This window comes from Flavobacterium lotistagni, from assembly GCF_011392125.1.
GTDB classification, from domain to species: domain Bacteria; phylum Bacteroidota; class Bacteroidia; order Flavobacteriales; family Flavobacteriaceae; genus Flavobacterium; species Flavobacterium lotistagni.
Map to the genome: position 1 here is coordinate 50,599 of NZ_JAAJBU010000013.1, position 25,709 is coordinate 76,307.

Consider the following 25,709-nt stretch of genomic DNA (forward strand, 5'->3'; position numbering starts at 1 on the left):
CCGTGTAATTTGTGAAATCTGTGTTAGTTATTTAATTCTGCATTTTTTAAGATGGTTCTGGGCTGGAATTCGGAAGCAACTTCGGCGATCAACTTAATATGCTCTGGCGTAGTACCGCAACAGCCGCCAATGATATTGACCAGATTGTCTTTCATGTAGTCGCGAATCAAGGCTTGCATTTCCGCGGGTGTTTGGTCGTATTGGCCGAAAGCGTTCGGAAGTCCAGCGTTCGGATGCGCGGAAATATTCAGCGAAGTATTTCTACTGAGTCTTTGTAGGTAAGGTTTGAGCAAATCAGCCCCTAAGGCACAATTGAAGCCAATGCTCAAAAGCGGAATATGCGCGACCGAAATCAGGAAAGCTTCTACGGTTTGACCCGATAAAGTTCTGCCTGAAGCATCGGTAATCGTTCCGGAAACCATGACGGGAATGTTCACTTTTTTCTCGTCTTTTACTTCTTCGATAGCAAACAAAGCAGCTTTGGCATTGAGTGTATCAAAAATAGTTTCTACCAACAGCACGTCGCAGCCACCGTCGATTAAGGCTTCTACTTGCTGTTTGTAAGCGATACGCAAATCATCGAAAGTGACGGCGCGGTAACCCGGATCGTTGACGTCGGGGCTCATGCTGGCCGTACGATTGGTTGGACCAATGGAACCCGCAACGAATCTGGGCTTACTTGGATTTTTGGAGGTAAATTCAGCTGCAACTTCACGGGCGATTTTAGCCGATTCATAGTTGAGTTCGTATACCAAATTTTCTAAATGGTAGTCGGCCATTCCGATAGTCGTGGCGGAGAAAGTGTTGGTCTCGACAATATCGGCGCCGGCTTCGAAATATTTGGCGTGTACTTCGCGAATGGCGTGTGGTTGCGTAATCGAAAGCAAATCGTTGTTGCCTTTGAGCGGATGCGGAAAGTCTTTGAAACGCTCGCCGCGGTAGTCTTCCTCGGTGAAGTTGTAGCGTTGCAGCATGGTGCCCATCGCACCGTCGAGCACGAGGATTCTTTTGGAGATTTCTTGTTCTACTAGTGTCATATTTTTTTGGCCTTCAAAGTGACTCGTTTTGGATTTTATTTTGGCTCGCAAAGACGCAAAGGCGCAAAGTCTAGCCACTATGGTTATTTCACCGATGGGCCTAGCCCGGATGGTAGTGGCTATCCTTTTGTGCTGGGGTTCAGCGCAAAAGATAATAACGGACAGCCGGATCAGCTTCTCGAAAAAAATAAAACGTTACCAGAAAAATCAAGGGAAATTCTCGTGGTTATCTGTCCGCTTATGGCGGTAGAATGTAGCACCTTCTTTTGGCAAAGGGTTGCTAAGCTTTCATCGGGTCTAGTCCCTCTGGCTTTCGTGATAACGGTTCAGTATGTAAATGAACGCTGCAAAGTAAGGGCATGAAAGTGGTTTTTGCAAGAGTTTGGGAAAATATTTATGCGACAACGTTGTAGTGACAGTTGTCAGTCGTCGGTTTTCGGTTGCAATAGGAGATGACAATATTTGGTTGCTAAAAGTGTTATCATCCTGAAGTAAGAAATGAAAAGCAGAAAGTGCTATTAAACTTAATAGTAGCCAACAATCATCAACAAAAAAGCCCGCTCGTGAAAGCAGGCTTTTAATGCATTATAGAAGTAAATTACTTCTTGATAATTTTGGTAGTACCAGTTCCTTGATCGGTAGTGATTTTAAGGAAATAAACCCCAGCGTTTAACTCGTTCACGTTGATTTGGTTGGTCATTCCTTTTACCTCTTTCACAACACGGCCGTTCATGTCAGTAAGTTGGATTGTATTGACTGCAATATCAGTGTTATTAGAGATATTGATAACATCGCTAGCTGGGTTTGGGCTGGCTGTAAAATGGCTTTTGAAGAAGGTATCTGTTGCCAGAACGCGGTTGATGGTAATAGCGTCTAACCAAATCGCGTTGCCGTTGGCTCCGGTCGGGCCGCCGTTGGTGACGTAGTAGCGGAACCCGAGTTTGCAATCAGTGGCGTTGGGTAAATCTGTAACGGTGTAAGTGTATTCTGTCCAGGTTACGGGATATACATTCGGGGCTAGATTGGGATTCACAGTGACGCCAACAGTAGTAAAACTACCCAAATCGCTGCTACCTGTGGAAGGAATTACAGAGGCATCACCAGCTGTACTGAGGCGAAACTCTAATCGATCCGGAGGTGTACTGAAGTTGGCTCCGGCTCTAGTATAGAATTTAATTACATCCCCGTTGACCAAGCTGACCGAAGGAGAAATCAACCAGTTGCTGATGGTTCCGGCCATTCCGGCTGCCACGCTATTATAATTGACTCTGGCGTAAGAGGTTGATCCGCCGTTGAAACCGGCTCCAAAAGGGCTGGTGGTTCCTTGTTGCCAATTGGAAACCCCTACCGGCTGGCTCTGGTTGGTAGCGGTCCAGGTGGTGGGAAAAGTATCGAAGTTTTCTGCCAATAAAGTTTGACTATACGAGTTCATTGAAACCAATACAAGCAGTGCGGAAAATAGTTTTATCTTCATGATGTTTGTTTTATTGCCGCAAAATAAGCAATAAATTTTGAATTGCTAACATAAAAAAACCCGCCTCAATGAAGAAGCGGGCCTAAGAATCTATGAGATATAAAAATTATCTTTTGATTACTTTGGTAGTACCTGTTCCTTGGTCTGTAGTAATTTTAAGGAAATAAACCCCAGCGTTCAATTCAGCAACGTTGATTTGGTTAGTCATTCCTTTTACTTCTTTTACAGTACGACCATTGATGTCAGCTAACTGGATACTGTTAACAGCGATATCAGTGATGTTTGAAATATAAATTACATCATTAGCTGGGTTCGGAGCTACTCCAAAGTTGTTTCTGAAGAATGAATCAGTACTTAAAGCACGGTCTACAGAGAAAGTATCAATTCCGATGATGTCTGAGTTGTTTCCTTGTGGGCCACCGTCAGTCACGTAATATCTGAAAGCGAAAAGGCAATCAGTTGGACCTGTTAAACCGGCAACAGTGTATGAGTACTGTGTCCAGGTTGAAGGGTAAGCAGTAAGGTTTAAAGTAGGATTAACATCAACCAATACCTCTGAAAAATCTCCAATATCTTCAGGCCCTGTACTTGGGACAGCTGTAAAAGCACCATTTGTACTCATTCTTAACTGAAGTCTGTCAGCAAATGAAGCATTGTTAGCTGTGGTGTTTTTACCAATTCTTGTATAAAACGTTACAATGTCACCATTTTCTACTGTAATGCTTGGTGAAATCAACCAATTGCTCAATGTAGCTCCAGTAGCAGCAGTACTAGTAGTACCTGCAAAATTTACAAGAGCAAATGAGTTTCCTCCACCTGCTTGACCGTTAGGCACTGGACTAGTGGCTCCAACGGCTACAGGGGCAGCGTTGAAAGGGTTTTGAAAAGTACTTGTTGCAGTTACCGCAGTGTAGCTAGCGATGCTCCATAATCTGGTCGCGTCCGCAAGAGTACTTTGGTTGGTTCTTACCCAGCCAGCTGTTGTCAAATCTGCTGACACACCGCTAAACCCATAGTTGTAAAGGTTTTGAGCTTGAGTCGAAGCAAATGCTACAACTAAAGCGAAAGAAAGTAATAGTTTTTTCATAATTATATTTTTAATTGTTTGGTAGCAAAACTATGAAAAAAAGTGCTAGAAAAAAGTTTTTTCTAATCAAAAAAGGTTTCATACATTCGCAAGCGGAAAATACGGAGGAAAAATTTGACTGATTGCGACCTCTTGTTTTGAATTGAAAACCAACAGTATAAAGCGAATAACTGTTTTTTTTTAATTGGGTTCGAAACAAAAAAATGCTAAAACAGAGTTGCTCTACTTTAACATTGTCGTCAGCCTTTCCTCTTCATTAATTAACATTTATACCTAATTATTATGGCTTATTTATTTACGTCAGAATCTGTGAGTGAAGGACATCCGGACAAAGTAGCCGATCAGATTTCAGATGCGTTGATTGACAACTTCATGGCTTTCGACCCGACTTCAAAAGTGGCCTGCGAAACCTTAGTTACAACTGGTCAAGTGATTTTGGCAGGCGAAGTAAAATCGAACACTTATCTTGATGTGCAGCAAATTGCTCGTGAAGTCATCCGCAAAATCGGATATACCAAAAGTGAATATATGTTTGAAGCAGATTCTTGTGGTGTGCTTTCGGCCATTCACGAACAATCATCAGACATCAATCAAGGCGTGGAAAGAGCCAATCCAGAAGACCAAGGTGCCGGCGACCAAGGAATGATGTTCGGTTATGCTACCAATGAAACAGAAAACTACATGCCTTTGGCGTTGGATTTATCTCACGCTTTACTTATAGAGTTGGCCAATTTGAGAAGAGAAAACAACGAAATTAAATATTTGCGCCCCGATGCTAAATCTCAGGTAACATTAGAATACTCTGACGATAACAAACCGGTGCGTATTGACGCCATCGTGATTTCGACCCAGCACGATGATTTTGCTGCTGAGGCGGAAATGTTGGCTAAAATTAAGAGCGATTTGATTTCGATTTTGATTCCTAGAATTAAAGCGAAATACCCGCAATATGCACACTTGTTCAACGACAATATTACGTACCATATTAACCCGACCGGAAAATTCGTCATTGGCGGGCCGCACGGCGATACCGGGCTCACCGGAAGAAAAATCATCGTAGATACTTACGGAGGAAAAGGCGCTCACGGTGGTGGTGCATTCTCAGGAAAAGACCCAAGTAAAGTAGACCGTTCTGCCGCTTATGCTACACGTCATATTGCTAAAAACTTGGTGGCTGCCGGCTTGTGCGACGAGGTATTGGTACAGGTTTCTTACGCTATTGGTGTGGCCAAGCCAACTTCAATCAACGTGGTGACTTATGGCAGCGCTAAAGTAAATATGACCGACGGTGAGATCAGCAAGAAAGTCGAGAGTATTTTCGATATGCGCCCTTACTTCATCGAGCAGCGTTTGAAACTCAGAAACCCAATTTACAGCGAAACGGCTGCTTACGGGCACATGGGAAGAGAGCCGAAAACCGTAACGAAAACCTTCGCAGCACCGGGTGGAAGCCAAAAAACGGTGGAAGTAGAATTGTTTACCTGGGAAAAACTCGATTACGTAGACAAAGTAAAAGCGGCTTTCGGAATTTAATTTCCCCAAATGCGAACTATATAAAACCTGGCTTCATTGGAGTCAGGCTTTTTTGTTTAAAAGATTTATTGCTCTGGTAGTCAAAAAATCTCGCAAAGACGCTAAGGCGCAAATTGGAATAAATTTGAATATTGATTTTGGCAACAAGGCTTCAATATTGTCCTAAAGCCCTAGCCTTGATATTTAGCTTCGCTCAGTTCGGCTAAAGCCTCGGGTGACACGAGCTTCAGCGAACTGGCTTAGCATATTAAGAGGAGACCCGAGACCGATAGGTCGAATTGTATGGAGCGATAGCGGAATAAAAGTCCAGTGGACTTAAGGTATAAGGCTTAATCTTCATTCTCAAATAATTGCTTTTGATTTGCCCTGAAACCCTAGCCCTGATAGCAGCGGCAGCCCGGAGCTTGCGAGGACTATAGCGAATAGCAGGTTCCCGGCTCCCGAAAAACAATAAACCGATAGAAATTCACATAATTTACCTTGAATTCTTTACTTTCGTTGGAATGAAAAAATGGCTCGTTATATTGCTGGTTTCGACAAATTTGGTCGGGCAAAAACTCGAAGTAAGGGATTCTCTTATCTGGAAAGCCGGTACTTTTCTCGGCTATGATAATCTGGGTGCTACCTATGGCCTCAACGAGAATGTTTTGGTAAAAAATGCTTCGAACATCAGCTGGGAATTCCGTTTGCCGCAGCTCGGGAAAATTTCGAGGGTGGATTTGCTGAACCCATTGAAAATAGTGGTTTTTTTTCAGGATTTTAATACCGTTGCGCTGCTGGACAACCAACTAAATCTGACCGAAAAAATCGATTTCTCTCAGCGCACCACTGACCCGATGATCTTGCAAGCTACCGGATTGGCTTCGGGAAACCGGCTTTGGGTGTATGACGGACTCTCGCAGCGAATTGGCTTGTATGATTATACTAAAAAAGAGTTCCGGAGATTGGGCACGCCTTTGCGGGAAGCGCCGGTGAATTATGACTCTGATTTTAATTATTTCCGTTGGGTGAATGCCCGCGGAGAAGCGTTTAGTTGCGATGTATACGGCAAGATTCAAGCTTTGGGTAAAGTGCCTGAGCATCAGCAATTGGTTTGGGCCACCAATACGATTTTACTTTATAAAAACGGCAGTCATTTGTATCGGTATGACTTGGTGGAAAACAAATCGGTTTTGGTAGCAATTGGTGAAAAAACGTTCGAAAATTTTAGCTACAAAGACCAAATTTTATCTATTTTTACCAACCAAGGAATTACGAATTATAAAATCACGATACCATAATGCACATAGCAGTAGCAGGAAACATCGGCGCAGGGAAAACCACACTTACACGTTTATTGGCCAAGCATTTTAAATGGGAACCGCATTTCGAAGATGTGGTCGACAACCCTTACCTCGATGATTTTTACCACCAGATGGAACGTTGGTCGTTCAACCTGCAGATTTACTTTCTCAATAGTAGGTTTCGGCAGATTTTGCAAATTCGTCAAAGCGGAAAAAAGATTATCCAAGATAGAACAATCTACGAAGATGCTCACATTTTTGCGCCCAACTTGCACGCGATGGGCTTGATGACCAATCGTGATTTCGAGAACTACAAATCGTTGTTTGAGCTGATGGAAACCTTGGTGGAAGCACCCGATATGTTGATTTACCTGCGCAGTTCAATTCCGAATTTGGTCTCACAGATTCACAAACGCGGACGGGATTACGAGAACTCGATTTCGATTGACTACCTGAGCCGCCTCAACGAGCGTTATGAAGCTTGGATTCATACGTACAACAAAGGAAAGTTGTTGATTATCGACGTAGACAATATCGACTTTGTGAACAACCCCGAAGATTTAGGAATGATTCTTAACAGAATTGATGCAGAGTTGCACGGTTTGTTTTAAATATTAAAAAGACCGCTTTCGCTATAAGAAGTTAGACCGCTGCCTTGCAAGAAGAACAAATAAGTTCATTTGCTAGCAGCGTTTTTTATTGGTATTGGTTTGAATTATTGCAGACCTAGTTTACGCTTGAATTTTTCAATCTGACGGCGGTGGCGCAACACATGAACGACGGCGTGTTCCATCATTTGCTCGATGTCATATACTTGGCCCCAAGTAGTTTTGATTTTTTTGTCTTCGTCGAATTCTTCCAGTTCGTGGTCTTCAATGGTGTCGAAAGTTTCATTGGTGTAGGCCATGAGTCGTTCTAAATCATCGCGGTAGTCTTCTACGGCAATACGAACCACTTTTCCCGGGCGGTCGTCTTTGATTTTTTTAAGTTTGCGAATGTAGCCGCCATAAGAATATCCCGAACTTACTACATGCGAGAGGATGCTCTGAATTGAGACACACTCTGGATCAGAAGTTTCTGCATCTACAACAGCGACAAGGTTCTCATGCGAAATGCCTACAATCACTTGTTGCAGCGCATTGATTACATTTCGGTATTCGCCCAAGAGTGCATTTACGGCCTTTTTTTGGCTCATCGGGATAAAGTCTTGTTTTAACGTCAATTAGGATGCGCCAAATATAAAATACTTCTTGGAAAAAATGTTAATTATTTGAATTTTAGATATTAACCAAACCGGAATAGATGTTAACAAAAAAAGCCCCGGCGCGAACCGAGGCTTCTATTAATTTGAGAAAGTGAGATTATTTCACAGCATCTACTTTAGCTTTTACTTCAGCTTCAGTACCTTCGAAAGTTTCTGTAGTTGAAACTCCGTTCACGGTTTTAGTTACCGTAGCTTTTGATTTGCCTTTGTCATTGCTGATTTCTACTCTTACTGTTTTAGATTCAGACATGGTTTCACCCGCTGGTTTTCCGGCGCAACAATCTTTTTTTGTAGTGATGAACTTTCCATCAGCGTCGTAGTGTGACATGCAGATTTCTTTTTGTTCTGGCGTACAACCCAACGAATCGCACATTCTAGCACACTCTTCTTTGGTCATGGTAGCGCACTTGCTCATATCGCAGTTGCCGTTCATTTCGGTAGTGCATTCTTTTTTCATTTCCATCGTGCACTCCATTTTTTGTGTTGCACCGTGACCTGAACCCAAAATTGGAGCAATCACCAAACCTACCAAGCAAGTCAATTTGATTAAGATGTTCATCGACGGACCTGAAGTATCTTTGAACGGATCACCAACGGTATCTCCGGTTACTGCCGCTTTGTGAGAATCAGAACCTTTGAAAGTCATTTCACCATTAATCATCACACCAGCTTCGAAAGATTTCTTGGCGTTGTCCCAAGCACCACCGGCATTGTTTTGAAAAATCGCCCAAAGTACACCAGAAACACAAACTCCGGCCATATAACCTCCAAGCGCTTCAGCACCCATTAAGATTCCTACAATAATTGGGGTAATGATGGTAATCGCACCAGGCAACATCATTTCACGCAACGCTGCTTTGGTTGAGATGTCAACACATTTACCGTATTCTGGTTTTCCGGTCCCATCCATGATACCAGGGATTTCGCGGAACTGACGGCGTACTTCCTGTACCATATCCATCGCTGCTTTTCCTACTGATTGCATGGCTAAAGCTGAGAATACTACCGGAATCATTCCTCCGATGAACAACGCAGCCAATACATCAGCCTTGAAAATGTTGATTCCGTCAATGCCTGTGAAAGTTACGTAAGCTGCGAACAAAGCCAAGGCAGTCAATGCAGCAGAAGCAATCGCGAAACCTTTACCAACGGCAGCTGTAGTATTTCCTACCGAATCTAAAACGTCAGTCCTTTGACGCACTTCTTTTGGCAATTCGCTCATTTCAGCGACACCGCCGGCGTTATCTGCAATCGGACCGAAAGCATCGATAGCCAACTGCATCGCTGTAGTAGCCATCATCGCAGAAGCAGCGATAGCCACACCGTAGAAACCTGCCAGCGCATAAGCACCCCAGATTGCAGCAGCGAACAACAACACAGAACCAAAAGTAGATTTCATACCCGTAGCCAAACCAGCGATAATGTTGGTTGCAGCTCCGGTTGAAGAGTTTTGTACGATATTCAATACTGGTTTTTTACCTAAAGCAGTGAAATATTCTGTAATAGCTGAGATCAAAAGCCCCACGCCCAAACCTACCAAAGTAGCATAGAACACGTTCACGCGAGCGATTTCTTTCACGCCTTCGCCGAAGAAGTTCATGCTGATTTTCTCTGGTAACATCATATCGATTAAGAACCAACAAGCTACCACCGTCAAAGCCAAGGATACGTAGTTTCCTAAGTTCAAAGAACCTTGAACTTGAGCTTCTTTGGCATCGTTGTCTTTGATTTTCACGAAGAAAGTTCCGATGATCGAACACAAGATTCCGATACCGGCAATTACTAGCGGCAACAAAATCGGTCCCATACCGTTGAAAGCATCGGTGAATTGAGTACCTGTAGCCTCAGACATATCTTTGATGATGTAGTTTCCAAGTACCATAGAAGCCAAAACAGTAGCCACATAAGAACCGAACAAATCGGCACCCATACCGGCAACGTCTCCTACGTTGTCACCCACGTTATCAGCAATTGTTGCTGGGTTACGCGGATCGTCTTCTGGAATTCCTGCTTCTACTTTTCCTACTAAGTCTGCTCCAACGTCGGCGGCTTTGGTATAGATACCACCGCCCACACGGGCAAACAATGCAATCGATTCAGCACCTAATGAGAAACCTGCAAGCGTTTCTAGTACCATCGACATATTTTCATAGAATGATTTTCCGTTATCACCCATGAATTGGCCAATGAAGAACATGAAGAAAATGCTCAATCCTAAAACGGCCAAACCGGCAACTCCTAAGCCCATTACTGTTCCACCGCCGAACGATACGTTCAAAGCTTGCGGCAAACTGGTTTTAGCAGCTTGTGTGGTTCTTACGTTGGCTTTAGTAGCGATTCTCATTCCGATATTTCCGGCTAAAGCTGAGAAAATAGCTCCGAAGATGAACGCCACTACGATCATCCAGTGGGAAGCTCCTGAAATTTGAGAAACCGCAAAAAGAGCCACAGAAGCAATCACTACGAAGATCGCCAAAATTCGGTACTCGGCTTTGAGGAACGCCATAGCACCTTCTTGAATGCTCTTAGAAATACTTTGCATTTTTTCGTCCCCGGCGTCTTGTTTGTTTACCCAAGCGGCTTTCACTCCCATGAACGCGAGGCCTAAGATTGCCATAATCACTGGCACGTAAATCATCATTGATTCCATAAGTTCTTTGTTATAATTTTTATCGGTCGCAAAAGTAACAAAACATTAACAAAAAACAACTATTCAAACGGAATTATGGAAAGAAAAAGACCGTCGCCTTTTGAGAGGTAAGACCACTTCGCCGATAGAAGCAAGACCGCTGCGCTGCAAGATAAATTAGTGGCAAAATTGAGATTTAGTAAATGTATTCGATGGTGCGGCCTCGTTTGTTCAGGTAATGGTGCCAAAGCAGAAAAGTAGCCATCGAACGATATGGCGCCCATTGCAAGGCAAAATTTTCCATCTGAGTTTTGTCGTGGATATCGAAAAGTTCTTTGATCGTATTGACCACCGCGACATCGCCAAAGGGCATCACATCTGAAGCTTCGAGAGAAAACATCAGGTACACATCGATAGTCCAGTGGCCGATGCCTTTGATCTTGATCAGTTCTTGACGGACTTCTTCAGCAGATTTCTGAGCGAAACCCTCCAATTCGATTTTGTTGTTGAGGATGATTTGCGCCAAACCTTTGATATAACCCGTTTTCTGGCGGCTCACTCCTACCGAGCGGAAATCTTCATCAGCAATATCGACCAGCGTTTGTGGTGCAATTGCCCCTGCTTTGGTTTTGAGTTTAAGATAAGTGGCTTTGGCCGAATCGATGGAAACTTGCTGTTCGAGAATGAGCAATACCAAAGTTTCGAAACCGGGCGGCCGGTATGGGATTTTGGGTAATCCGTAAGTATCGATGATTTTCTGGAAAACCGGCTCGCGTTGGGTTAAGTAATCGATAGCTTCTTGCATGCTTACAGTTGATTTGGAAATGATTGCCCTAGCCCAGATAGCAGTGGAAATCCTTTTGTGGCGGCGTTCGACACAAAAGATTGCAACGAATAGCTGGAAAAGCTTCTAAAAAAAAAAATTAAAAGTAAAACCCGATTGATGCCTTCACGGTCATTTTGTTGGCTTTAGGCAGGTCGAGATAATTGCCACGCCAAGAAAAATCGATGCGCAAGACCTTGAAAATGTTGCCAACTCCGGCGCTGTATTCCCAGTAGAATTTCTCAGGAGCGGTGTAAACCAAACCCGAAGCGTTGATGGCGCGGTTCTCCTCGGATACGGTTCCGTAAACGCCTTTGGCTCCGATGATTTCACGCCAGTTGAGCTTTCTGAGCCACGGCACACGGGCGAAAAGTTTACCTTGGAAATTGTGTATCCATTGCAAGGTTACGTACTCGTCGGTCACGAACTCGTAGAAATTCAGGTTGTTGAACGTGTTTTCGATGGTGAAATAAGTTTGGTTTCCGGGTACGACGCTCAAAAGTCCTAGAGGCACTTTTCCGTAGGTTTTGCCGAACTCGCTAATCAAATTCGTGCGGCCAATGGCTCCTATAATAATTGGTTGGTTATAATAGAATTGGAATTTGTTGTACGAGAAATCGCCGTCCATGAAGCCTTTGAAACCTCGGGTATAATTGAAGAAAACGCGCGTGTACGGATTGTCGACAATGTTACGTTCTACACCGTAACCGACCGTTTTCATTCTTGGAGTGTATTCGATTTGGAAGTTGGCTTCAGGTTGTTTGACATCGCTCTTGGTTTGGGTTAGGGCTGCGTCAGTATAGTAATCTAACTTAAACGAATCTGAGGCCGAAACCAGCGTACGATAAGAGAAACCCGTTTGGAAAGTCAGGTTTTTGACCGGTTCAATTTCTACAGCTACATTCGATAAATTGATATTGGTTAACTTACCATTGCTGCCGTTGGTGAACAAAGCCGAAGACGCGAAACTTCTACCCAAAACGTCGTTGGTCGTGGTCAGGCTCGCTCCTATTTGTTCGACATCGCGGCGATTGCCTCCGGAGATAATGATGCGGTTTTTCTTGTCGATCATCCATTTGCCCGAAAGGCCGTATTTGAATTTATTGTCTTTGAAACCGTAAGCCGTATAACCTTGCAAACGCCAAGGATCGTTTGCTCCGAAATAAGTTCTGAGCCCAGCACGCAAACGCAGCCCTTCAACTTCGTTGTTTCCTATCGTAGAATAGATGGAGCCATATTCCAATCCTTTGGCTATGGGTACAAATCCGCTTAAGACAATAGTCGTGGCATCGTACAAGCGTTTGAACTTGCGAACGGTTTTTAAAGTATCCAACATTTTATACACGCCGCGCTCATCTTTGGAAAGCTTCTCAAAACGGTTTTCTTCCCAATATTCATCGGGTTTTATATAGACCGATTCGTCGTTGTAATTGACTTCTTGCTTGTAAAAATCGTCGGGTTTTTCAATATTGAATTGGTGGTTGCGGTAATAAGTAGTCCGTTTCCCGTAAACACCTTTTGACTTTTCTTTCTTGTTCAAGGCAAAATCCGACATCATGTAATCTTTGGTGAGCAAAAAAACCGAGTCGTTCATCACTTCGAATTCCTGCTCGATATACACGTCTTTCACCCAGTTGATGTTCGCGCTTTTGGTCGCGGCCATGTTGATGTTCTTGATGGCCCAAGTGGTGTCATTGACCCAGAAATCGCCTTTGAAAGTCAACTCATTTTTGCGTCGTGGATAAAAAACAATGTTGTAGCAAAGTTTCTTGTCAATCACGGCCGTGTCGGTCAAAACGTAATTGTATACGTCGATTCCGGTTCTAGAAAGCGGGCTGGTGAAGCTTTTGTCGAAAAACGTCACGTAGTTGTTGTAGATGTTATACTCGGAATACAAATCTTTAATGAACGCGATGATTTGCTGATTGGTTTCAAAACCCGAGTTCTTGTTGGCCTTGAGGATTTCCTTGACGCGTTTCTTGATGTTGTCGCCATACACATCCGAAAGGGCTTCGTTGATAAAAATCGGCAAATAAGTTTTCCCGGTAATTTTAGAAGTATCCACTTGTTTGAAGATGAACTCCATGCCTTTGAAAATCTTCTTTTTCATAAAAGCACTGTCAATCGAGTTCATGTCGAATTCCACCTTTTCGTATTTCTCCATCTGGTATTGGTCGAACATGTTCAAACCGTTCTTGCGTTTGCGCGCCCAAATCTTGCGAAGGATATCCAAAGCCGGATTGTTTTTCTTGGAGGTTTTTCCGGCATAAACTACTACTTCCTTGAGCTTATTGGCATCGGACAAAACCACTTTAAAATCGTAGTTAACCTCTTTGGTAAGCGGAATTTCTTTGGTTTGAAAACCCATAAAAGAAACCACAAGTGTTTTATAGGTTTGATCAGATTCAATGTAGAAACGCCCGTCTTCGTTACTGACGGTTCCGGTTTGGGAATTCTTGAAAATGATATTGGCGAAAGGAATCGGCTGATTGGTATTATCAAGCACAACACCGCTGACTTTGGTTTGAGCCAAAAGCCACTGCGAAACAAAGGCGAATAGAACTAAAAATATTTTCTTTTTCATAGGTTTTCTTAGGGAGGTCAAATATAAGTTTATTCTTCTTGAAACAAAAAGGTAATGTATCTTCTTTTTCCTTGATACAAACCGACGCAGGAGGTTCACCGAACGCAAATAAAAAATATTAACCCGTGAGGTAAAAGAAGCAAAAATTCAAGGCTTACATAAAATCAGCTAAAAATTAAAGTGAAAAGCTAAGCCAGCTTAACTCGCCTACGGCTCAAACAGAACCTGGCTCTTAACGCTCATCACTTTAATTTTTTTTAACGCCGATTTTATGAAGGCCGAAACGCGAAGAAAATATCGTAAAGTTTACGAATCGTCCTCGCGAACCCTTTTCGGCGCTCCGAAGGTAGCCGAAAATTGCAAAGAACATTCCGCTTAGTGCGGCATAGTATGAATGTGGCGTTAAGAAAATTGCTAGCTGACGCGTTAAGAAAGAAATTCTGTTTGAGCCGCAGGCGAGTTAATTTCATTTAGTGCCAGCTAGCAATTTTTAGCCACGTTTATGCGCCGCTTAGGCACTTTTGCTTCTTTTGTTGCCAGACAAAAGAAGAAACAAAAAAGCCGAAACTAAACATTTCGGCTTCTATCTTTAAAAGAAAAAATCTTATTTGTAAAGCACTTTCTTCACCGCTTTAATCACATCTTCCGAATTTGGAAGCCATTCTTTAAGCAAGGTCGGGGAATAAGGCGCAGGCGTATCTGCAGTAGTAATTCTCTGAATTGGCGCATCAAGATAATCAAACGCGCGTTCTTGTACCATATAAGTAATCTCAGAAGCGACACTTGCAAACGGCCATGCTTCTTCTAAAACCACCAAACGATTGGTTTTCTTCACAGAATTGATGATAGCATCGTAATCCATCGGGCGAACAGTACGCAAATCGATAATCTCGCACGAAATACCTTCTTTCTCTAAAACTTCAGCTGCTGCGTGGGCTTCTTTGATGATTTTCCCGAACGATACGATTGTTACATCGGTTCCTTCTCTTTTAATATCGGCCACGCCTAACGGAAGTGTGTATTCGCCATCCGGCACTTCGCCTTTATCGCCATACATTTGTTCTGACTCCATGAAAATCACCGGATCGTTGTCGCGAATGGCTGACTTGAGCAATCCTTTGGCATCATAAGGTGTTGATGGCACTACTACTTTCAAACCTGGTGTGTTGGCAAACCAGTTCTCAAAAGCCTGTGAGTGCGTCGCGCCCAATTGCCCAGCTGATGCGGTTGGCCCACGAAAAACCATTGGCATTGGGAATTGTCCGGCTGACATCTGGCGCATTTTTGCTGCGTTGTTGATGATTTGATCGATACCTACCAATGAGAAATTGAAGGTCATGTATTCTACAATCGGACGGCAACCGTTCATGGCTGAGCCTACTGCAATACCGGCGAAACCTAATTCGGCAATCGGTGTATCGATGACTCTTTTAGGGCCAAATTCGTCTAGCATTCCTTTTGAAGCTTTATAAGCTCCGTTGTACTCGGCTACTTCCTCGCCCATCAGATATACCGATTCGTCGCGGCGCATTTCTTCGCTCATGGCTTCGGCTATGGCTTCTCTAAACTGTATCGTTCTCATATCAATTTCTTTGTGTCAATTTTGGAAAGCAAAAGTAAAAATTTTCTAGTCAGATAGAAACAAAAGTCATTTTAATTTTTAGTAGTTATTTCTGGTTGCTGGCTGCCCGAAACAAGCGAATTGAACCAATGCTTGTATATAGTGATTGAATTTATGAGGATATCTTTCACCCCAGAAAAGAACAAGAAAAAAGATGCCACAATCATTTAGGAGAAAAACCCACAGCGAAATCGAAATAGTAGGACTATATATTATGCATGCATATTAATTTTATTCAAAATTATTTTATACTTTCGCGGCTGAAATACTCTATAAACTTTACAAAATGAAAATATTAGTTTGCATCAGCCATGTGCCTGATACTACTTCCAAAATCAACTTTACCAACGGCGATTCTGAGTTTGACACCAACGGCGTACAGTATGTGATTAATCCGAATGATGAATTTGGCTTGACGCGTGCCATTTGGTTCCAGGAGCAACAAGGCGCGAACGTTACCGTAGTGAATGTTGGCGGCCCAGACACAGAGCCGACTTTGAGAAAAGCACTTGCCATTGGAGCTAACGAAGCCATTCGTGTCAATGCTACTCCGACCGACGGGTTTTTCGTAGCCAAGCAATTGGCCGAAGTGATTAAAAATGGTGGTTACGATTTGGTGATTGCCGGAAAAGAATCTTTGGATTACAACGGCGGAATGGTTCCGGGAATGGTGGCCGGTTTGCTCGGTTACAACTTCGTAAACTCGTGCATTGAATTAAAAGTGGACGGCACTGCCGCTACCGCAGCGCGCGAAATCGACGGTGGAAAAGAAATTTTATCTGCTTCGTTACCTCTAATTATTGGCGGACAAAAAGGCTTAGTGGAAGAAAAAGATTTGCGTATTCCAAATATGCGCGGGATTATGACTGCAAGAACCAAAGTTTTGACCGTTTTGGAACCTGTGGCTGCCAACGTAGAAACCAAAGCTGTGAAGTTTGAAAAACCAGCTCCGAAATCAGCGGTGAAATTGTTCTCGGCTGACGATTTGGATGGCTTGGTCAGCGCATTGCACAACGAGGCAAAAGTAATCTAAGGGAAACGGAGCCCGCGTTAGATTTGATATTAAGAGGAGGAAGCCCGGTGGGCTTCAGGTATAAAACCAAACCTTCGTAAAGAAGAAAAACATAAAACAGGAACGTTAGCCCGCGTTAGGGATTGCAGTGAAAATCCTTTTTTGTAAAAAAAGATTGCAACGGAAAGCCCGGCCGAAGGCAACGCCCCACTCAACATTCAACATTCATCATTCAAAATAATTAAAGATGTCTATATTAATATACGCAGAATCTGCAGACGGAAAATTTAAGAAAGTCGCTTTCGAATTGGCTTCGTACGCCAAAGCCGTGGCGCAAAACATGGGAACGAGCGTGACTGCCGTGACGATCAATGCCGGAGAGGTTTCGGAACTTTCGAAATACGGTGTCGATAAAGTCTTGAAAGTGAACAGCGACAAACTCGCCGGATTCACCGCAAAAGCTTACGCCGACGTGATCAAGCAGGCCGCCCAAAAAGAAAATGTGAAATTGGTTTTGTTGTCTTCAACGACCGATAGTTTGTATTTAGCTCCGCTGGTAGCCGTTGCTTTGGAAGCCGGTTTCGCATCTAACGTAGTCGGTTTGCCGGTGAGCACTTCGCCGTTTCAGGTGAAAAGACACGCATTCTCGAACAAGGCGTTCAACGTTACCGAAATCAGCACCGACGTAAAAGTGTTGAGTTTAGGAAAGAACTCATACGGCGTTTTTGAAAATGCATCATCGCAAACAGAAGAAGATTTCGCTCCGTCGATTTCAGATGCGGATTTTGGCGTGAAAGTACAATCAGTAGAAAAATCTACCGGAAAAGTAACTATTGCCGATGCTGATATTGTCGTATCTGCAGGCCGAGGAATGAAAGGTCCGGAGAACTGGGGAATCATCGAGGATTTGGCGGCTACTTTGGGCGCTGCAACCGCGTGTTCTAAACCAGTTTCCGATTTGGACTGGAGACCGCACGGAGAACACGTCGGGCAAACTGGGAAACCTGTAGCGGCGAACTTATACGTGGCGGTAGGAATTTCAGGTGCGATCCAGCATATTGCCGGAATCAACTCTTCGAAAGTGAAATTGGTCATCAACTCGGATCCGGAAGCGCCTTTCTTCAAGGTAGCGGATTATGGCGTGGTAGGCGATTTGTTCGAAATCGTGCCGAAACTCAACGAGAAATTAAAAGCTTTCAAAGCACAAAACGCTTAATTTTATAAATTGGCCTAAGAAAGGCTATCTGGGTGCATTTCATTCAGATAGCTTTTTTTGTTAAAAAAATGTGTTGGTAGTTTCTACCATTTCATTGTACTTTTGCAACTATGAGCTTAGTTAAATTAACGATAAAAGGGATTTCATACAGCCAGACACAAAACGGCGCGTATGCCTTAATCCTGAATGAAGTAGACGGTGAACGCAAGCTGCCGATTGTCATTGGTGCCTTCGAAGCCCAATCAATAGCCATTGCGCTGGAAAAAGAAATCAAGCCGCCGCGCCCATTGACGCACGATCTTTTCAAGAATTTCGCCGAACGCTTCGACATCGTGGTCAAGCAAGTGATTATCCACAAACTCGTAGATGGCGTTTTCTATTCTAGCATCATTTGCGAACGAGACAAGATTGAAGAAATCATTGATGCCAGAACTTCAGATGCGATTGCATTGGCCCTGAGGTTTTCGGCTCCGATTTTCACTTACAAGAATATTTTGGACAAAGCCGGGATTTACCTCAAAAGCAGTTCGATGGAACCCAATCCGCAAAGTGACGAACTCAGTGGCGCGCTCACACCGCCGGAAACTTTCGGCATCGAAGAAAGCAACCAGGCCGGGGAAACTTATACTAAACACAGCTTGTCTGAACTGCATGAACTTCTCGAAGGCGCAGTACAAGACGAGGATTATGAAAAGGCGGCGAAAATCCGCGATGAGATTTCGAAGAGAGAATCGTAAATCAGCTAGTAGCTGTGAGCCATCAGCATTTAGCTGAGTGCTGACAGCTGAACGCTAAAGGCTAAATAAATGAAACAATACCACGACCTAGTAAAACACGTACTGGAAAACGGCACCCAGAAAGGCGACCGCACCGGCACGGGAACCAAAAGTGTTTTCGGATACCAAATGCGATTTGACCTCAGTGAAGGTTTTCCGATGGTAACTACCAAAAAGTTGCACTTAAAGTCTATTATATATGAGTTGCTTTGGTTCTTGAAAGGCGACACCAATATTGCTTACCTGAACGAAAATGGCGTCCGGATTTGGGATGAATGGGCCGACGCCGTCGGAAATTTAGGCCCTGTTTACGGCCACCAATGGCGCAATTGGAACAGCGAAGGCATTGATCAGATTACTGAACTGATTGAAACTTTAAAAACCAATCCGAACAGTCGCAGAATGCTGATTTCCGCTTGGAACCCGTCGGTGCTTCCCGATACTTCAAAATCTTTTGCAGAGAATGTCGCCAACGGAAAAGTAGCTTTGCCGCCATGCCACGCGTTCTTCCAGTTTTATGTAGCCGACGGAAAATTATCCTGCCAATTGTACCAACGCAGCGCCGACATCTTTTTGGGCGTTCCTTTCAATATCGCTTCGTATGCCTTGTTGGTGTTAATGATTGCGCAGGTTTGCGATTTGCAACCAGGAGAATTCATTCACACTTTTGGCGACGCGCACATCTACAACAACCATTTCGAGCAGCTCGAATTGCAACTCTCACGTGAACCTAGACCGCTGCCTAAAATGCACCTGAACCCTGAAGTGAAAAACATCCTAGATTTTAAATTTGAGGATTTTACCCTAACGGATTACGATCCGCATCCGCATATTAAAGGTGAAGTGGCGGTGTAAGGACACTTTATACAAAATTTTATGAAGCAATTTTCTTTTCTGGTACTGTGGGTATTGATTTCAATTCATGTTCAGGCACAAGAATCAGGTGACAAGAAAATATTTTTGGACTCCATAAACAATGAAGTTGCCGAAGGAAGTCACACGTATTATAGGATAATTAGAAATTATTTTAGCGAGAACAAACCCTATAAGGTTCAAGATTATTATAAGTCTGGAAACCTAAGAATGGAAGGTTACTCTCTTGACAAAGACCGTTTGAAACAGACCGGCGATTTTGTTTATTATTATCCTGACGGAGAAAAAAAATCACAGTGCCATTTTGAAAATTCAGCTCCTGTGGGTAAATACTATACATGGTATGAGAATGGAAATCCTGAGTATGAAGGAGAATATTTTGAAGAAGGTAATTCAAAGTCTAAAATTTTTCAATACTGGGATAGTCAAAACAATAAAACTGTTATCGATGGCAATGGTTATATCAAAGGTTTAAACAGTTTTTATGGCGAAGGAAGTGTCAAGAATGGTTATCGAGAGGGGGAATGGAAATCGGAATTCAACCATGGAAAAGTAAAGATAGTGGAAACATATGTCGAAGGAAAATTCATTTCAGGTGTCAGAACTGATCAGAACAATGTTGAAATACGATACGACCAATTTGAAAAAAAACCTGAGCCCAAAAAAGGCATGAAAGATTTCTACGAATTCATTGGCAATAATTTTAAGTATTCTAAAGAAGCGAGAAAAGAAAACATCAAGGGAAAAATCATTATTACTTTCGTAGTTGATGAACAAGGCAATATCGTAGAACCAAAAATCCTCAAAGGTGCCGGATATGGTCTGGATGAGGAAGCAATTAGAGTCGTTCAGAAATATGAAAAATGGATTCCTGGAGAACAAAGAGGTGTCAAAGTCAGATGCAATTACTCTTTACCAATCGCCTTAAGTGGATCGCAGTAATTTTATTTCATCCATATAGACGAAAAACAAAAAACCCCAAACTTTCATTTGAGGTTCTATCAGAGCGGAAGACGAGGCTCGAACTCGCGACAACCAGCTTGGAAGGCTGGAGCTCTACCAACTGAGCTACTTCCGCGTTATTGCGGTGCAAATATAAGCAATAACTTCTCGGACTTGCAAGTTTTTTTTAATAAAATTATTTTTTTATGCCGTTCAGCCGGATTCAATTCAGCCAACCTTTTTATTGTGAATTTGTTATCTGTCGACCTGTTCTTTAAAACAATTCAATCGAACACAAAAAAACCGGTCTTTAAACCAGTTTTTCGTTGATATTATAGCTTCGTGACGGATGATAAATGAACAGACACGATTTGTTTTTTATCAGTTCTATGATTTGTGCCGAAAGTTCGGTCGGAACTGCCGGACAACCTTGGCTTCTTCCTAAACGGTTGTGCGCTTTGATAAAACTTGTCGAAACATAGTCTGCCGCGTGCATCACAATTCCGCGTCTTCTTGCGTTGTTGTTGATGCCTTTTTCAATTCCGTCTAGTTTGAGCGATAGGCCGTGCTTGCCATTGTATACTTCTCCGGTAGTATAAAATCCTAAACTGCTTTTGTTGGATGAATCGGTGTTGGAAAATGAAGTGGCAAATTCTTCACCGGTATTTTTACCATGGGCTACATAAGTATTCATTAAAACAGTTTCGGTAGCCATATCGATAATCCAAAGGCGCTTTTCGTTGGATGACATACTGAAGTCGATGATGGTCAGCAATTCTTTTTGCAAAAGGCCTTTATCTTGTAATTGGTAAAATCCTTTGAGTGCCTCAGAAAAACTTTTGAGTTTAGGCAATTGGAAATGATTGGCATTCAAACCAGCATGCAAGCTAGCGGCTTTGGCTTCAAAACCTCCAAGGGATTCAACGGGAAAATAGGTATTCGGAACGGCTGTTTTTGTTGGCGCAAAAGCCATCAGCACAAATACAATAGCGAACGATAAAAACTTATATTTCATTGATTTAGATTAGGTTCCACAATAGACTCGGGGCAGCAAACCTATTAAAACATATTTTCCCAGCCAACTTTTTTAACAAAAAAATGCGATTATCGACCAAAATAATCGACGAAACGCATGTTTTTATAAATCTTGGGAAGAATCCGATTTATAACAACCGCTCGAAAACACTGCGAATTACCGAAAACGAACCACTTCGGTTTTTATTGTATAAGCTATTGCATCGTTGAATTTTATCGTTACTTTTGTTTAACTAACCTACCGCGTTTATGGGTAAATTTCCTTACTACATATTAATTTTTATCTGCCTATTTCATGTTTCTTACAGCCAGAAGAAAGTTTTAAGGGCCGTTCCATCGGGCGATATTACTATAGACGCTAAAATCGATGAGCCGATTTGGGAATTCGCGCCCATCGCCAAAGACTTCATCATGTTTGGTCCAGATAACGGAAGGCCGATTGCCCAAGCCAAAAAAACAGAAGTTCAGGTAGCATATAATGACGACGGAATATACATCGCCGCCAAAATGTACGATGACGACCCGTCGAAGATTTGTAAAGAAATCACCCAACGCGATATATTTGGCGCAGCAGAACACTTCGGGGTTTTTATTAACGGCTTTAATGACAGCCAACAGGATTTTCGCTTTTTCGTCAGTTCTGCCGGCGTGCAGATGGATTGCATTTTTACCAACCAAAACGGGCAAGACTTCACTTGGGATGCGATTTGGAACAGTAAAGTGGCCATAACAGAATATGGTTGGGTGGCAGAAATCAAGATTCCGTATGCGGCGCTTCGGTTCTCTAAAAATCAATTTCAAACTTGGGGCGTTAACTTTTACCGAGAAATTCGCCGCGACCGTCAGGATTATACCTGGAATTTCATCGACTCGAAAATCAACAACGAAAGCGCACAGTCGGGAATTTTGGAAGGCATTGACAACATCAACACGCCCACCCGCTTGTTTTTGATTCCTTACTCTTCTTTTTATCTGAACGCTAATAAATATAATAAAGCCAAAGGCGAACTCAAAGGCGGGCTCGACATCAAATACGGCATTAGTGATGCTTTCACACTCGACGCGATTCTAATTCCAGATTTTGGTCAGACCAAGTTTGATAACGTCGAACTTAACCTGAGCGCTTTCGAACAGCAATTCAGCGAGAACCGTCCGTTTTTTACCGAAGGCACCGATTTGTTCAGCAAAGGCAATCTGGTGTATTCACGAAGAATTGGCCAAACCCCAAGAGATCTTGCTTTAAACAACGATGAAGTTTCCGAAGAACTTCCCGGATCAATCAAACTACTCAACGCTTTAAAAATTTCAGGTCGCAACAAAGCCGGTTTGGGTATCGGTGTTTTGAATGCTGTGACGGAAAAGACCTCGGTAACGGTAACCAACACCAACGACAATTCTACGCGCAACGCGATTCTTTCTCCGCTTACCAATTATAATGTATTGGTACTCGACCAACGTTTTCGCAAAAACTCATCGGTTTCTTTAATTAATACCAGCGTGTTGCGTGCCGACCATTTCCGCGATGCCAACGTCACTGGAGCGCTTTTCGATTTGAACACCAAGGCCAATACCTACAATCTGACCGGTGAGATGAAATACAGCCTGATCAACGAAAATCCGACCAACAAAAAAGGATACAATGCCTACCTGTCTTTAGGAGAAACCAGCGGCAACTACCGTTATTCTGTGAGCAGCCGCTACATTTCTAAAGACTACAACATCGACGATTTGGGCATCACTTTCCAAACCCATTATCACACCATAGAAGCCAACGGAAGCTACCGCATTCTGAACCCCAACAAAACTTTTAATTCATTCGATTTCTCGACCAACCTTTATTCCGAGTTTGACAATCGAACCGGTCGTATTCAGGGCAGTTACGTGAATCTGAACCTCAACTCTACCAACAAGAAAAATGACTATCTCGGTGCCGGAATCACGATTCGCCCAATGAAGAACTACGATTTTTACGAGCCGCGCACCGAAGGCGAAACCCGTTTTGTCACCTTGCCCGAATATTTCGAAACGCGTTTGTATTATTCCCCGAATTACAACCGCCGTTTTTTGGTCGATTTGAACACAACGCTCAATTTATTCAACGAAAAAGACCGCGCCAATTACGGTTTTACAGTGAGTCCGCGCTACCGTTTCTCCGACCGGTTATTGCTCATTTATCGCTTCAACTATTTACAGCAACACAACAATACCGGCTATATTGACACTTTCGACCACGACAGCAATCCGGCTACCGACGACAAAATTATCTTCGCCCGACGCAACCGCCACACTTATACCAATACGCTCGATGGCCGTTACTCGGTCAACAACCGAATGAATTTCAACCTTTTGGTACGCCATTACTGGTCTTACGCCAAAAATCACGACATTCTTGAGCTAGAAAACGATGGCGATTTGACCGAAATTAGCACTTACACCGAGAACAAAAACAACGATTTCAACACCTGGAATTTCGATCTTTCCTACAACTGGTGGTTCGCGCCGGGCAGCCAGATTTCGGTGTTGTATCGCAACAATGCGCTGATTGACACCAATGTCTTTTCGACCAATTTCCGTCGCAACGTTGGCGATTTGGTCAACAACGAACAACTCGACCACATTTTTTCGATCAGTTTCCGCTACTTTATCGATTACAACAGCCTCAAACACTAATTTTATTCTTTAATTTTGTAGCTATTTGCTGAAAAGCTTATTTGCTTTTAGAAGCTTAATCCTGCTGTTCGCTATACCTTTTCCTGCTTAAAGAAAGCAGCAAAAGGGTGCCGCTGCCATCAGGGCTAGGGCTATGAACTGTCCGACAAAAATTCGTTAAATCTTGAAACCTTGCGGCTTCGCAAACCCAAAATACCATGAACAAAAAAGTCATCCTGATGATCCTCGACGGTTGGGGCAAATCACCCGACCCGAAAGTGTCTGCGCCCGACAATGCTAAAATTCCGTTTATCAATTCGCTCTATCAAAATTACCCAAGTGCCCAACTGCGCACGGATGGGCTCAACGTAGGCTTACCCGATGGCCAAATGGGCAATAGTGAAGTCGGCCACATGAACCTTGGTGCCGGTAGAATCATTTACCAAGATTTGGTTAAAATCAATCTGGCCGTAGAGAACAAAACCATCAACAAGGAAAAAGCCATTGAAGATGCTTTCCATTACGCAAAAGAATATGACAAAGACGTGCATTTGCTCGGGCTGGTTTCCGATGGCGGCGTCCATTCGCACATCAATCACTTAAAAGGATTGATTGATGCCGCGCACGATTTCGGTTTGCAAAAAGTATTTGTTCACGCCTTCACTGACGGCCGCGACGTAGATCCAAAGTCGGGCACCGGTTTTATCGGCGATATTGTCAACCACGTCAAAGGAACATCGGTCAAACTGGCTTCGGTCATCGGACGCTATTACGCCATGGACCGCGACAAACGTTGGGAACGCGTGAAGCAAGCTTATGATCTGCTCGTTCAAGGTATCGGAAAACATTCCAAAGATGCCGTGAAATCTATTGAAGACAATTACGCCAAAGACATCACCGACGAGTTCTTACCGCCGATTGTCATGACCGATGCCCTAGACCAACCCATTACAACAATCAAAGAAGGCGATGTGGTCATTTTCTTCAACTTCCGCACTGACCGTGGCCGCCAACTTACCGAAGTGCTTTCACAGAAAGACCACCTCGATTTCAACATGCATAAGATGAACCTGTATTATGTCACGATGACCAATTACGACGATACGTTCAGTAACATCTACCGCATTTTCGACAAAGACAACATCACCGAAACCTTGGGCGAAGTGCTCGCTAAAAACCACAAAAAACAAATCCGGATTGCCGAGACCGAGAAATATCCGCACGTGACGTTTTTCTTTTCCGGCGGCCGAGAAGAACCTTTCGAAGGCGAAACCCGAATTCTGAGAGATTCACCCAAAGTGGCTACTTATGACTTGCAACCTGAAATGAGCGCTTTCGAATTGGCCGATGCACTGGTTCCGGAACTCGACAAAGGCGAAGTCGATTTTGTTTGTTTGAACTTTGCCAACGGCGATATGGTAGGCCATACTGGTGTGATGGAAGCCGCCATCAAAGCTTGCGAAGCGGTCGATAAATGTGCCGAAAAAGTCATCAAAGCCGCGCTTAGAAACCAATACACCACAATAGTCATCGCCGATCATGGCAATTGTGAAACGATGATTAACCCAGACGGAAGCCCTAACACGGCGCACACCACTAACCCAGTACCGATTATTTTGGTCGACCCAGAACTCAAGATCATTCACAACGGCATTTTGGGCGACATTGCCCCGACCATTCTTGAGCTCATGGGCCTAGAAAAACCCGCAGCGATGACCCAAAAATCGCTACTGTAAAAGATAATTTATTCCAAAATAGTGAGCGCCAATTCTTTTTGAGTTGGCGTTTTTTTTTTGGTTGACAGTCGCTAAATAAAAGTTAAATTCTCAATAGCAATAGTATTACTATTATATTTGCATCAAAAACAATCA

Annotated in this window: 19 protein-coding genes, 1 tRNA gene and 1 riboswitch; of the genes, 10 read left to right on the forward strand and 10 right to left on the reverse strand. The window is 43.2% G+C overall.

Annotated features, from left to right (window positions below; translation table 11 throughout):
* Positions 1-23: 23 nt before the first annotated feature.
* The 3 genes from G4D82_RS12870 to G4D82_RS12880 all read right to left on the reverse strand — a co-directional run bounded on the left by G4D82_RS12870 (position 24) and on the right by G4D82_RS12880 (position 3,598).
* Entirely contained in the window at positions 24-1,037 is a 1,014-nt protein-coding gene (locus G4D82_RS12870; protein ID WP_166337699.1) for a homocysteine S-methyltransferase family protein, read from the reverse strand.
* A gap of 223 nt (positions 1,038-1,260) precedes the next feature.
* Positions 1,261-1,362: riboswitch (SAM riboswitch) on the reverse strand.
* Between the two features lie 273 nt (positions 1,363-1,635).
* Positions 1,636-2,511, reverse strand: coding sequence for a T9SS-dependent choice-of-anchor J family protein (locus tag G4D82_RS12875; protein ID WP_166337700.1), 876 nt, complete (start codon positions 2,509-2,511; stop codon positions 1,636-1,638).
* A 106-nt stretch (positions 2,512-2,617) separates the two neighbouring features.
* Positions 2,618-3,598, reverse strand: a complete 981-nt coding sequence (locus tag G4D82_RS12880; protein WP_166337701.1) for a T9SS-dependent choice-of-anchor J family protein — start codon at positions 3,596-3,598, stop codon at positions 2,618-2,620.
* Between the two features lie 282 nt (positions 3,599-3,880).
* Between G4D82_RS12880 and metK the strand changes: the two genes are divergently transcribed.
* From metK to G4D82_RS12895, 3 genes are all read left to right on the forward strand, one after another.
* Entirely contained in the window at positions 3,881-5,131 is a 1,251-nt protein-coding gene (metK, locus tag G4D82_RS12885) for a methionine adenosyltransferase (RefSeq protein ID WP_166337702.1), read from the forward strand.
* Positions 5,132-5,634: 503 nt separating this feature from the next.
* Complete coding sequence (locus G4D82_RS12890) at positions 5,635-6,411, forward strand: hypothetical protein (protein ID WP_166337703.1); 777 nt, start codon at positions 5,635-5,637, stop codon at positions 6,409-6,411.
* Positions 6,411-7,025, forward strand: a complete 615-nt coding sequence (locus G4D82_RS12895) for a deoxynucleoside kinase (protein WP_166337704.1) — start codon at positions 6,411-6,413, stop codon at positions 7,023-7,025. Before G4D82_RS12890 ends, G4D82_RS12895 begins: the two co-directional genes overlap by 1 nt.
* A gap of 104 nt (positions 7,026-7,129) precedes the next feature.
* Here the strand turns inward: G4D82_RS12895 and G4D82_RS12900 are convergent, their stop codons facing one another.
* The 5 genes from G4D82_RS12900 to G4D82_RS12920 all read right to left on the reverse strand — a co-directional run bounded on the left by G4D82_RS12900 (position 7,130) and on the right by G4D82_RS12920 (position 15,296).
* Complete coding sequence (locus G4D82_RS12900) at positions 7,130-7,609, reverse strand: DinB family protein (protein ID WP_166337705.1); 480 nt, start codon at positions 7,607-7,609, stop codon at positions 7,130-7,132.
* A gap of 166 nt (positions 7,610-7,775) precedes the next feature.
* On the reverse strand, positions 7,776-10,328 hold the full coding sequence (locus G4D82_RS12905; RefSeq protein ID WP_166337706.1) for a sodium-translocating pyrophosphatase: 2,553 nt from the start codon (positions 10,326-10,328) through the stop codon (positions 7,776-7,778).
* A gap of 175 nt (positions 10,329-10,503) precedes the next feature.
* Positions 10,504-11,112: a DNA-3-methyladenine glycosylase family protein gene (locus tag G4D82_RS12910; protein ID WP_166337707.1), complete on the reverse strand. Its 609-nt coding sequence runs from the start codon at positions 11,110-11,112 to the stop codon at positions 10,504-10,506.
* 118 nt (positions 11,113-11,230) lie between these two features.
* Entirely contained in the window at positions 11,231-13,714 is a 2,484-nt protein-coding gene (locus G4D82_RS12915; RefSeq protein WP_166337708.1) for a DUF5686 and carboxypeptidase-like regulatory domain-containing protein, read from the reverse strand.
* A 604-nt stretch (positions 13,715-14,318) separates the two neighbouring features.
* A complete protein-coding gene (locus tag G4D82_RS12920) occupies positions 14,319-15,296 on the reverse strand; it encodes a pyruvate dehydrogenase complex E1 component subunit beta (RefSeq protein ID WP_166337709.1) in 978 nt (325 codons plus the stop codon).
* Positions 15,297-15,621: 325 nt separating this feature from the next.
* Here G4D82_RS12920 and G4D82_RS12925 point away from each other — a divergent pair, with 325 nt between their 5' ends.
* From G4D82_RS12925 to G4D82_RS12945, 5 genes are all read left to right on the forward strand, one after another.
* Complete coding sequence (locus G4D82_RS12925) at positions 15,622-16,368, forward strand: electron transfer flavoprotein subunit beta/FixA family protein (RefSeq protein WP_166337710.1); 747 nt, start codon at positions 15,622-15,624, stop codon at positions 16,366-16,368.
* Between the two features lie 226 nt (positions 16,369-16,594).
* The gene (locus tag G4D82_RS12930) at positions 16,595-17,563 is read left to right on the forward strand and encodes an electron transfer flavoprotein subunit alpha/FixB family protein (RefSeq protein ID WP_166337711.1); all 969 of its coding nucleotides are present in this window, start codon (positions 16,595-16,597) and stop codon (positions 17,561-17,563) included.
* 110 nt (positions 17,564-17,673) lie between these two features.
* Positions 17,674-18,300 carry a bifunctional nuclease family protein gene (locus G4D82_RS12935; RefSeq protein WP_166337712.1) on the forward strand — a complete coding sequence of 209 codons (627 nt, stop codon included), beginning with the start codon at positions 17,674-17,676 and terminating at the stop codon, positions 18,298-18,300.
* A 69-nt stretch (positions 18,301-18,369) separates the two neighbouring features.
* The gene (locus G4D82_RS12940) at positions 18,370-19,194 is read left to right on the forward strand and encodes a thymidylate synthase (RefSeq protein ID WP_166337713.1); all 825 of its coding nucleotides are present in this window, start codon (positions 18,370-18,372) and stop codon (positions 19,192-19,194) included.
* Between the two features lie 21 nt (positions 19,195-19,215).
* Positions 19,216-20,154 (forward strand): energy transducer TonB, encoded by a 939-nt coding sequence (locus tag G4D82_RS12945; protein ID WP_166337714.1) that lies wholly within the window; start codon positions 19,216-19,218, stop codon positions 20,152-20,154.
* Between the two features lie 63 nt (positions 20,155-20,217).
* Here the strand turns inward: G4D82_RS12945 and G4D82_RS12950 are convergent.
* Both G4D82_RS12950 and G4D82_RS12955 read right to left on the reverse strand, forming a co-directional pair.
* Positions 20,218-20,290, reverse strand: a tRNA-Gly gene (locus G4D82_RS12950).
* Between the two features lie 174 nt (positions 20,291-20,464).
* The gene (locus G4D82_RS12955) at positions 20,465-21,169 is read right to left on the reverse strand and encodes a murein L,D-transpeptidase catalytic domain family protein (RefSeq protein ID WP_166337715.1); all 705 of its coding nucleotides are present in this window, start codon (positions 21,167-21,169) and stop codon (positions 20,465-20,467) included.
* A 269-nt stretch (positions 21,170-21,438) separates the two neighbouring features.
* On the opposite strand from G4D82_RS12955, the gene G4D82_RS12960 reads away from it, so the two are divergent.
* Together G4D82_RS12960 and gpmI are read left to right on the forward strand one after the other, a co-directional pair.
* Entirely contained in the window at positions 21,439-23,859 is a 2,421-nt protein-coding gene (locus tag G4D82_RS12960) for a DUF5916 domain-containing protein (RefSeq protein WP_166337716.1), read from the forward strand.
* A 197-nt stretch (positions 23,860-24,056) separates the two neighbouring features.
* Entirely contained in the window at positions 24,057-25,574 is a 1,518-nt protein-coding gene (gene gpmI, locus G4D82_RS12965; RefSeq protein WP_166337717.1) for a 2,3-bisphosphoglycerate-independent phosphoglycerate mutase, read from the forward strand.
* Positions 25,575-25,709: the final 135 nt, after the last annotated feature.

Coding starts and splice junctions, on each gene's coding strand:
- G4D82_RS12935 (WP_166337712.1), top strand. CDS start 17,674: ATGAGCTTAGTTAAATTAACGATAAAAGGGATTTCATACAGCCAGACA.
- G4D82_RS12895 (WP_166337704.1), top strand. CDS start 6,411: ATGCACATAGCAGTAGCAGGAAACATCGGCGCAGGGAAAACCACACTT.
- G4D82_RS12960 (WP_166337716.1), top strand. CDS start 21,439: ATGGGTAAATTTCCTTACTACATATTAATTTTTATCTGCCTATTTCAT.
- G4D82_RS12875 (WP_166337700.1), bottom strand. CDS start 2,511: ATGAAGATAAAACTATTTTCCGCACTGCTTGTATTGGTTTCAATGAAC.
- G4D82_RS12870 (WP_166337699.1), bottom strand. CDS start 1,037: ATGACACTAGTAGAACAAGAAATCTCCAAAAGAATCCTCGTGCTCGAC.
- G4D82_RS12890 (WP_166337703.1), top strand. CDS start 5,635: ATGAAAAAATGGCTCGTTATATTGCTGGTTTCGACAAATTTGGTCGGG.
- G4D82_RS12920 (WP_166337709.1), bottom strand. CDS start 15,296: ATGAGAACGATACAGTTTAGAGAAGCCATAGCCGAAGCCATGAGCGAA.
- G4D82_RS12925 (WP_166337710.1), top strand. CDS start 15,622: ATGAAAATATTAGTTTGCATCAGCCATGTGCCTGATACTACTTCCAAA.
- G4D82_RS12900 (WP_166337705.1), bottom strand. CDS start 7,609: ATGAGCCAAAAAAAGGCCGTAAATGCACTCTTGGGCGAATACCGAAAT.
- G4D82_RS12930 (WP_166337711.1), top strand. CDS start 16,595: ATGTCTATATTAATATACGCAGAATCTGCAGACGGAAAATTTAAGAAA.
- gpmI (WP_166337717.1), top strand. CDS start 24,057: ATGAACAAAAAAGTCATCCTGATGATCCTCGACGGTTGGGGCAAATCA.
- metK (WP_166337702.1), top strand. CDS start 3,881: ATGGCTTATTTATTTACGTCAGAATCTGTGAGTGAAGGACATCCGGAC.
- G4D82_RS12905 (WP_166337706.1), bottom strand. CDS start 10,328: ATGGAATCAATGATGATTTACGTGCCAGTGATTATGGCAATCTTAGGC.
- G4D82_RS12910 (WP_166337707.1), bottom strand. CDS start 11,112: ATGCAAGAAGCTATCGATTACTTAACCCAACGCGAGCCGGTTTTCCAG.
- G4D82_RS12915 (WP_166337708.1), bottom strand. CDS start 13,714: ATGAAAAAGAAAATATTTTTAGTTCTATTCGCCTTTGTTTCGCAGTGG.
- G4D82_RS12955 (WP_166337715.1), bottom strand. CDS start 21,169: ATGAAATATAAGTTTTTATCGTTCGCTATTGTATTTGTGCTGATGGCT.
- G4D82_RS12940 (WP_166337713.1), top strand. CDS start 18,370: ATGAAACAATACCACGACCTAGTAAAACACGTACTGGAAAACGGCACC.
- G4D82_RS12945 (WP_166337714.1), top strand. CDS start 19,216: ATGAAGCAATTTTCTTTTCTGGTACTGTGGGTATTGATTTCAATTCAT.
- G4D82_RS12880 (WP_166337701.1), bottom strand. CDS start 3,598: ATGAAAAAACTATTACTTTCTTTCGCTTTAGTTGTAGCATTTGCTTCG.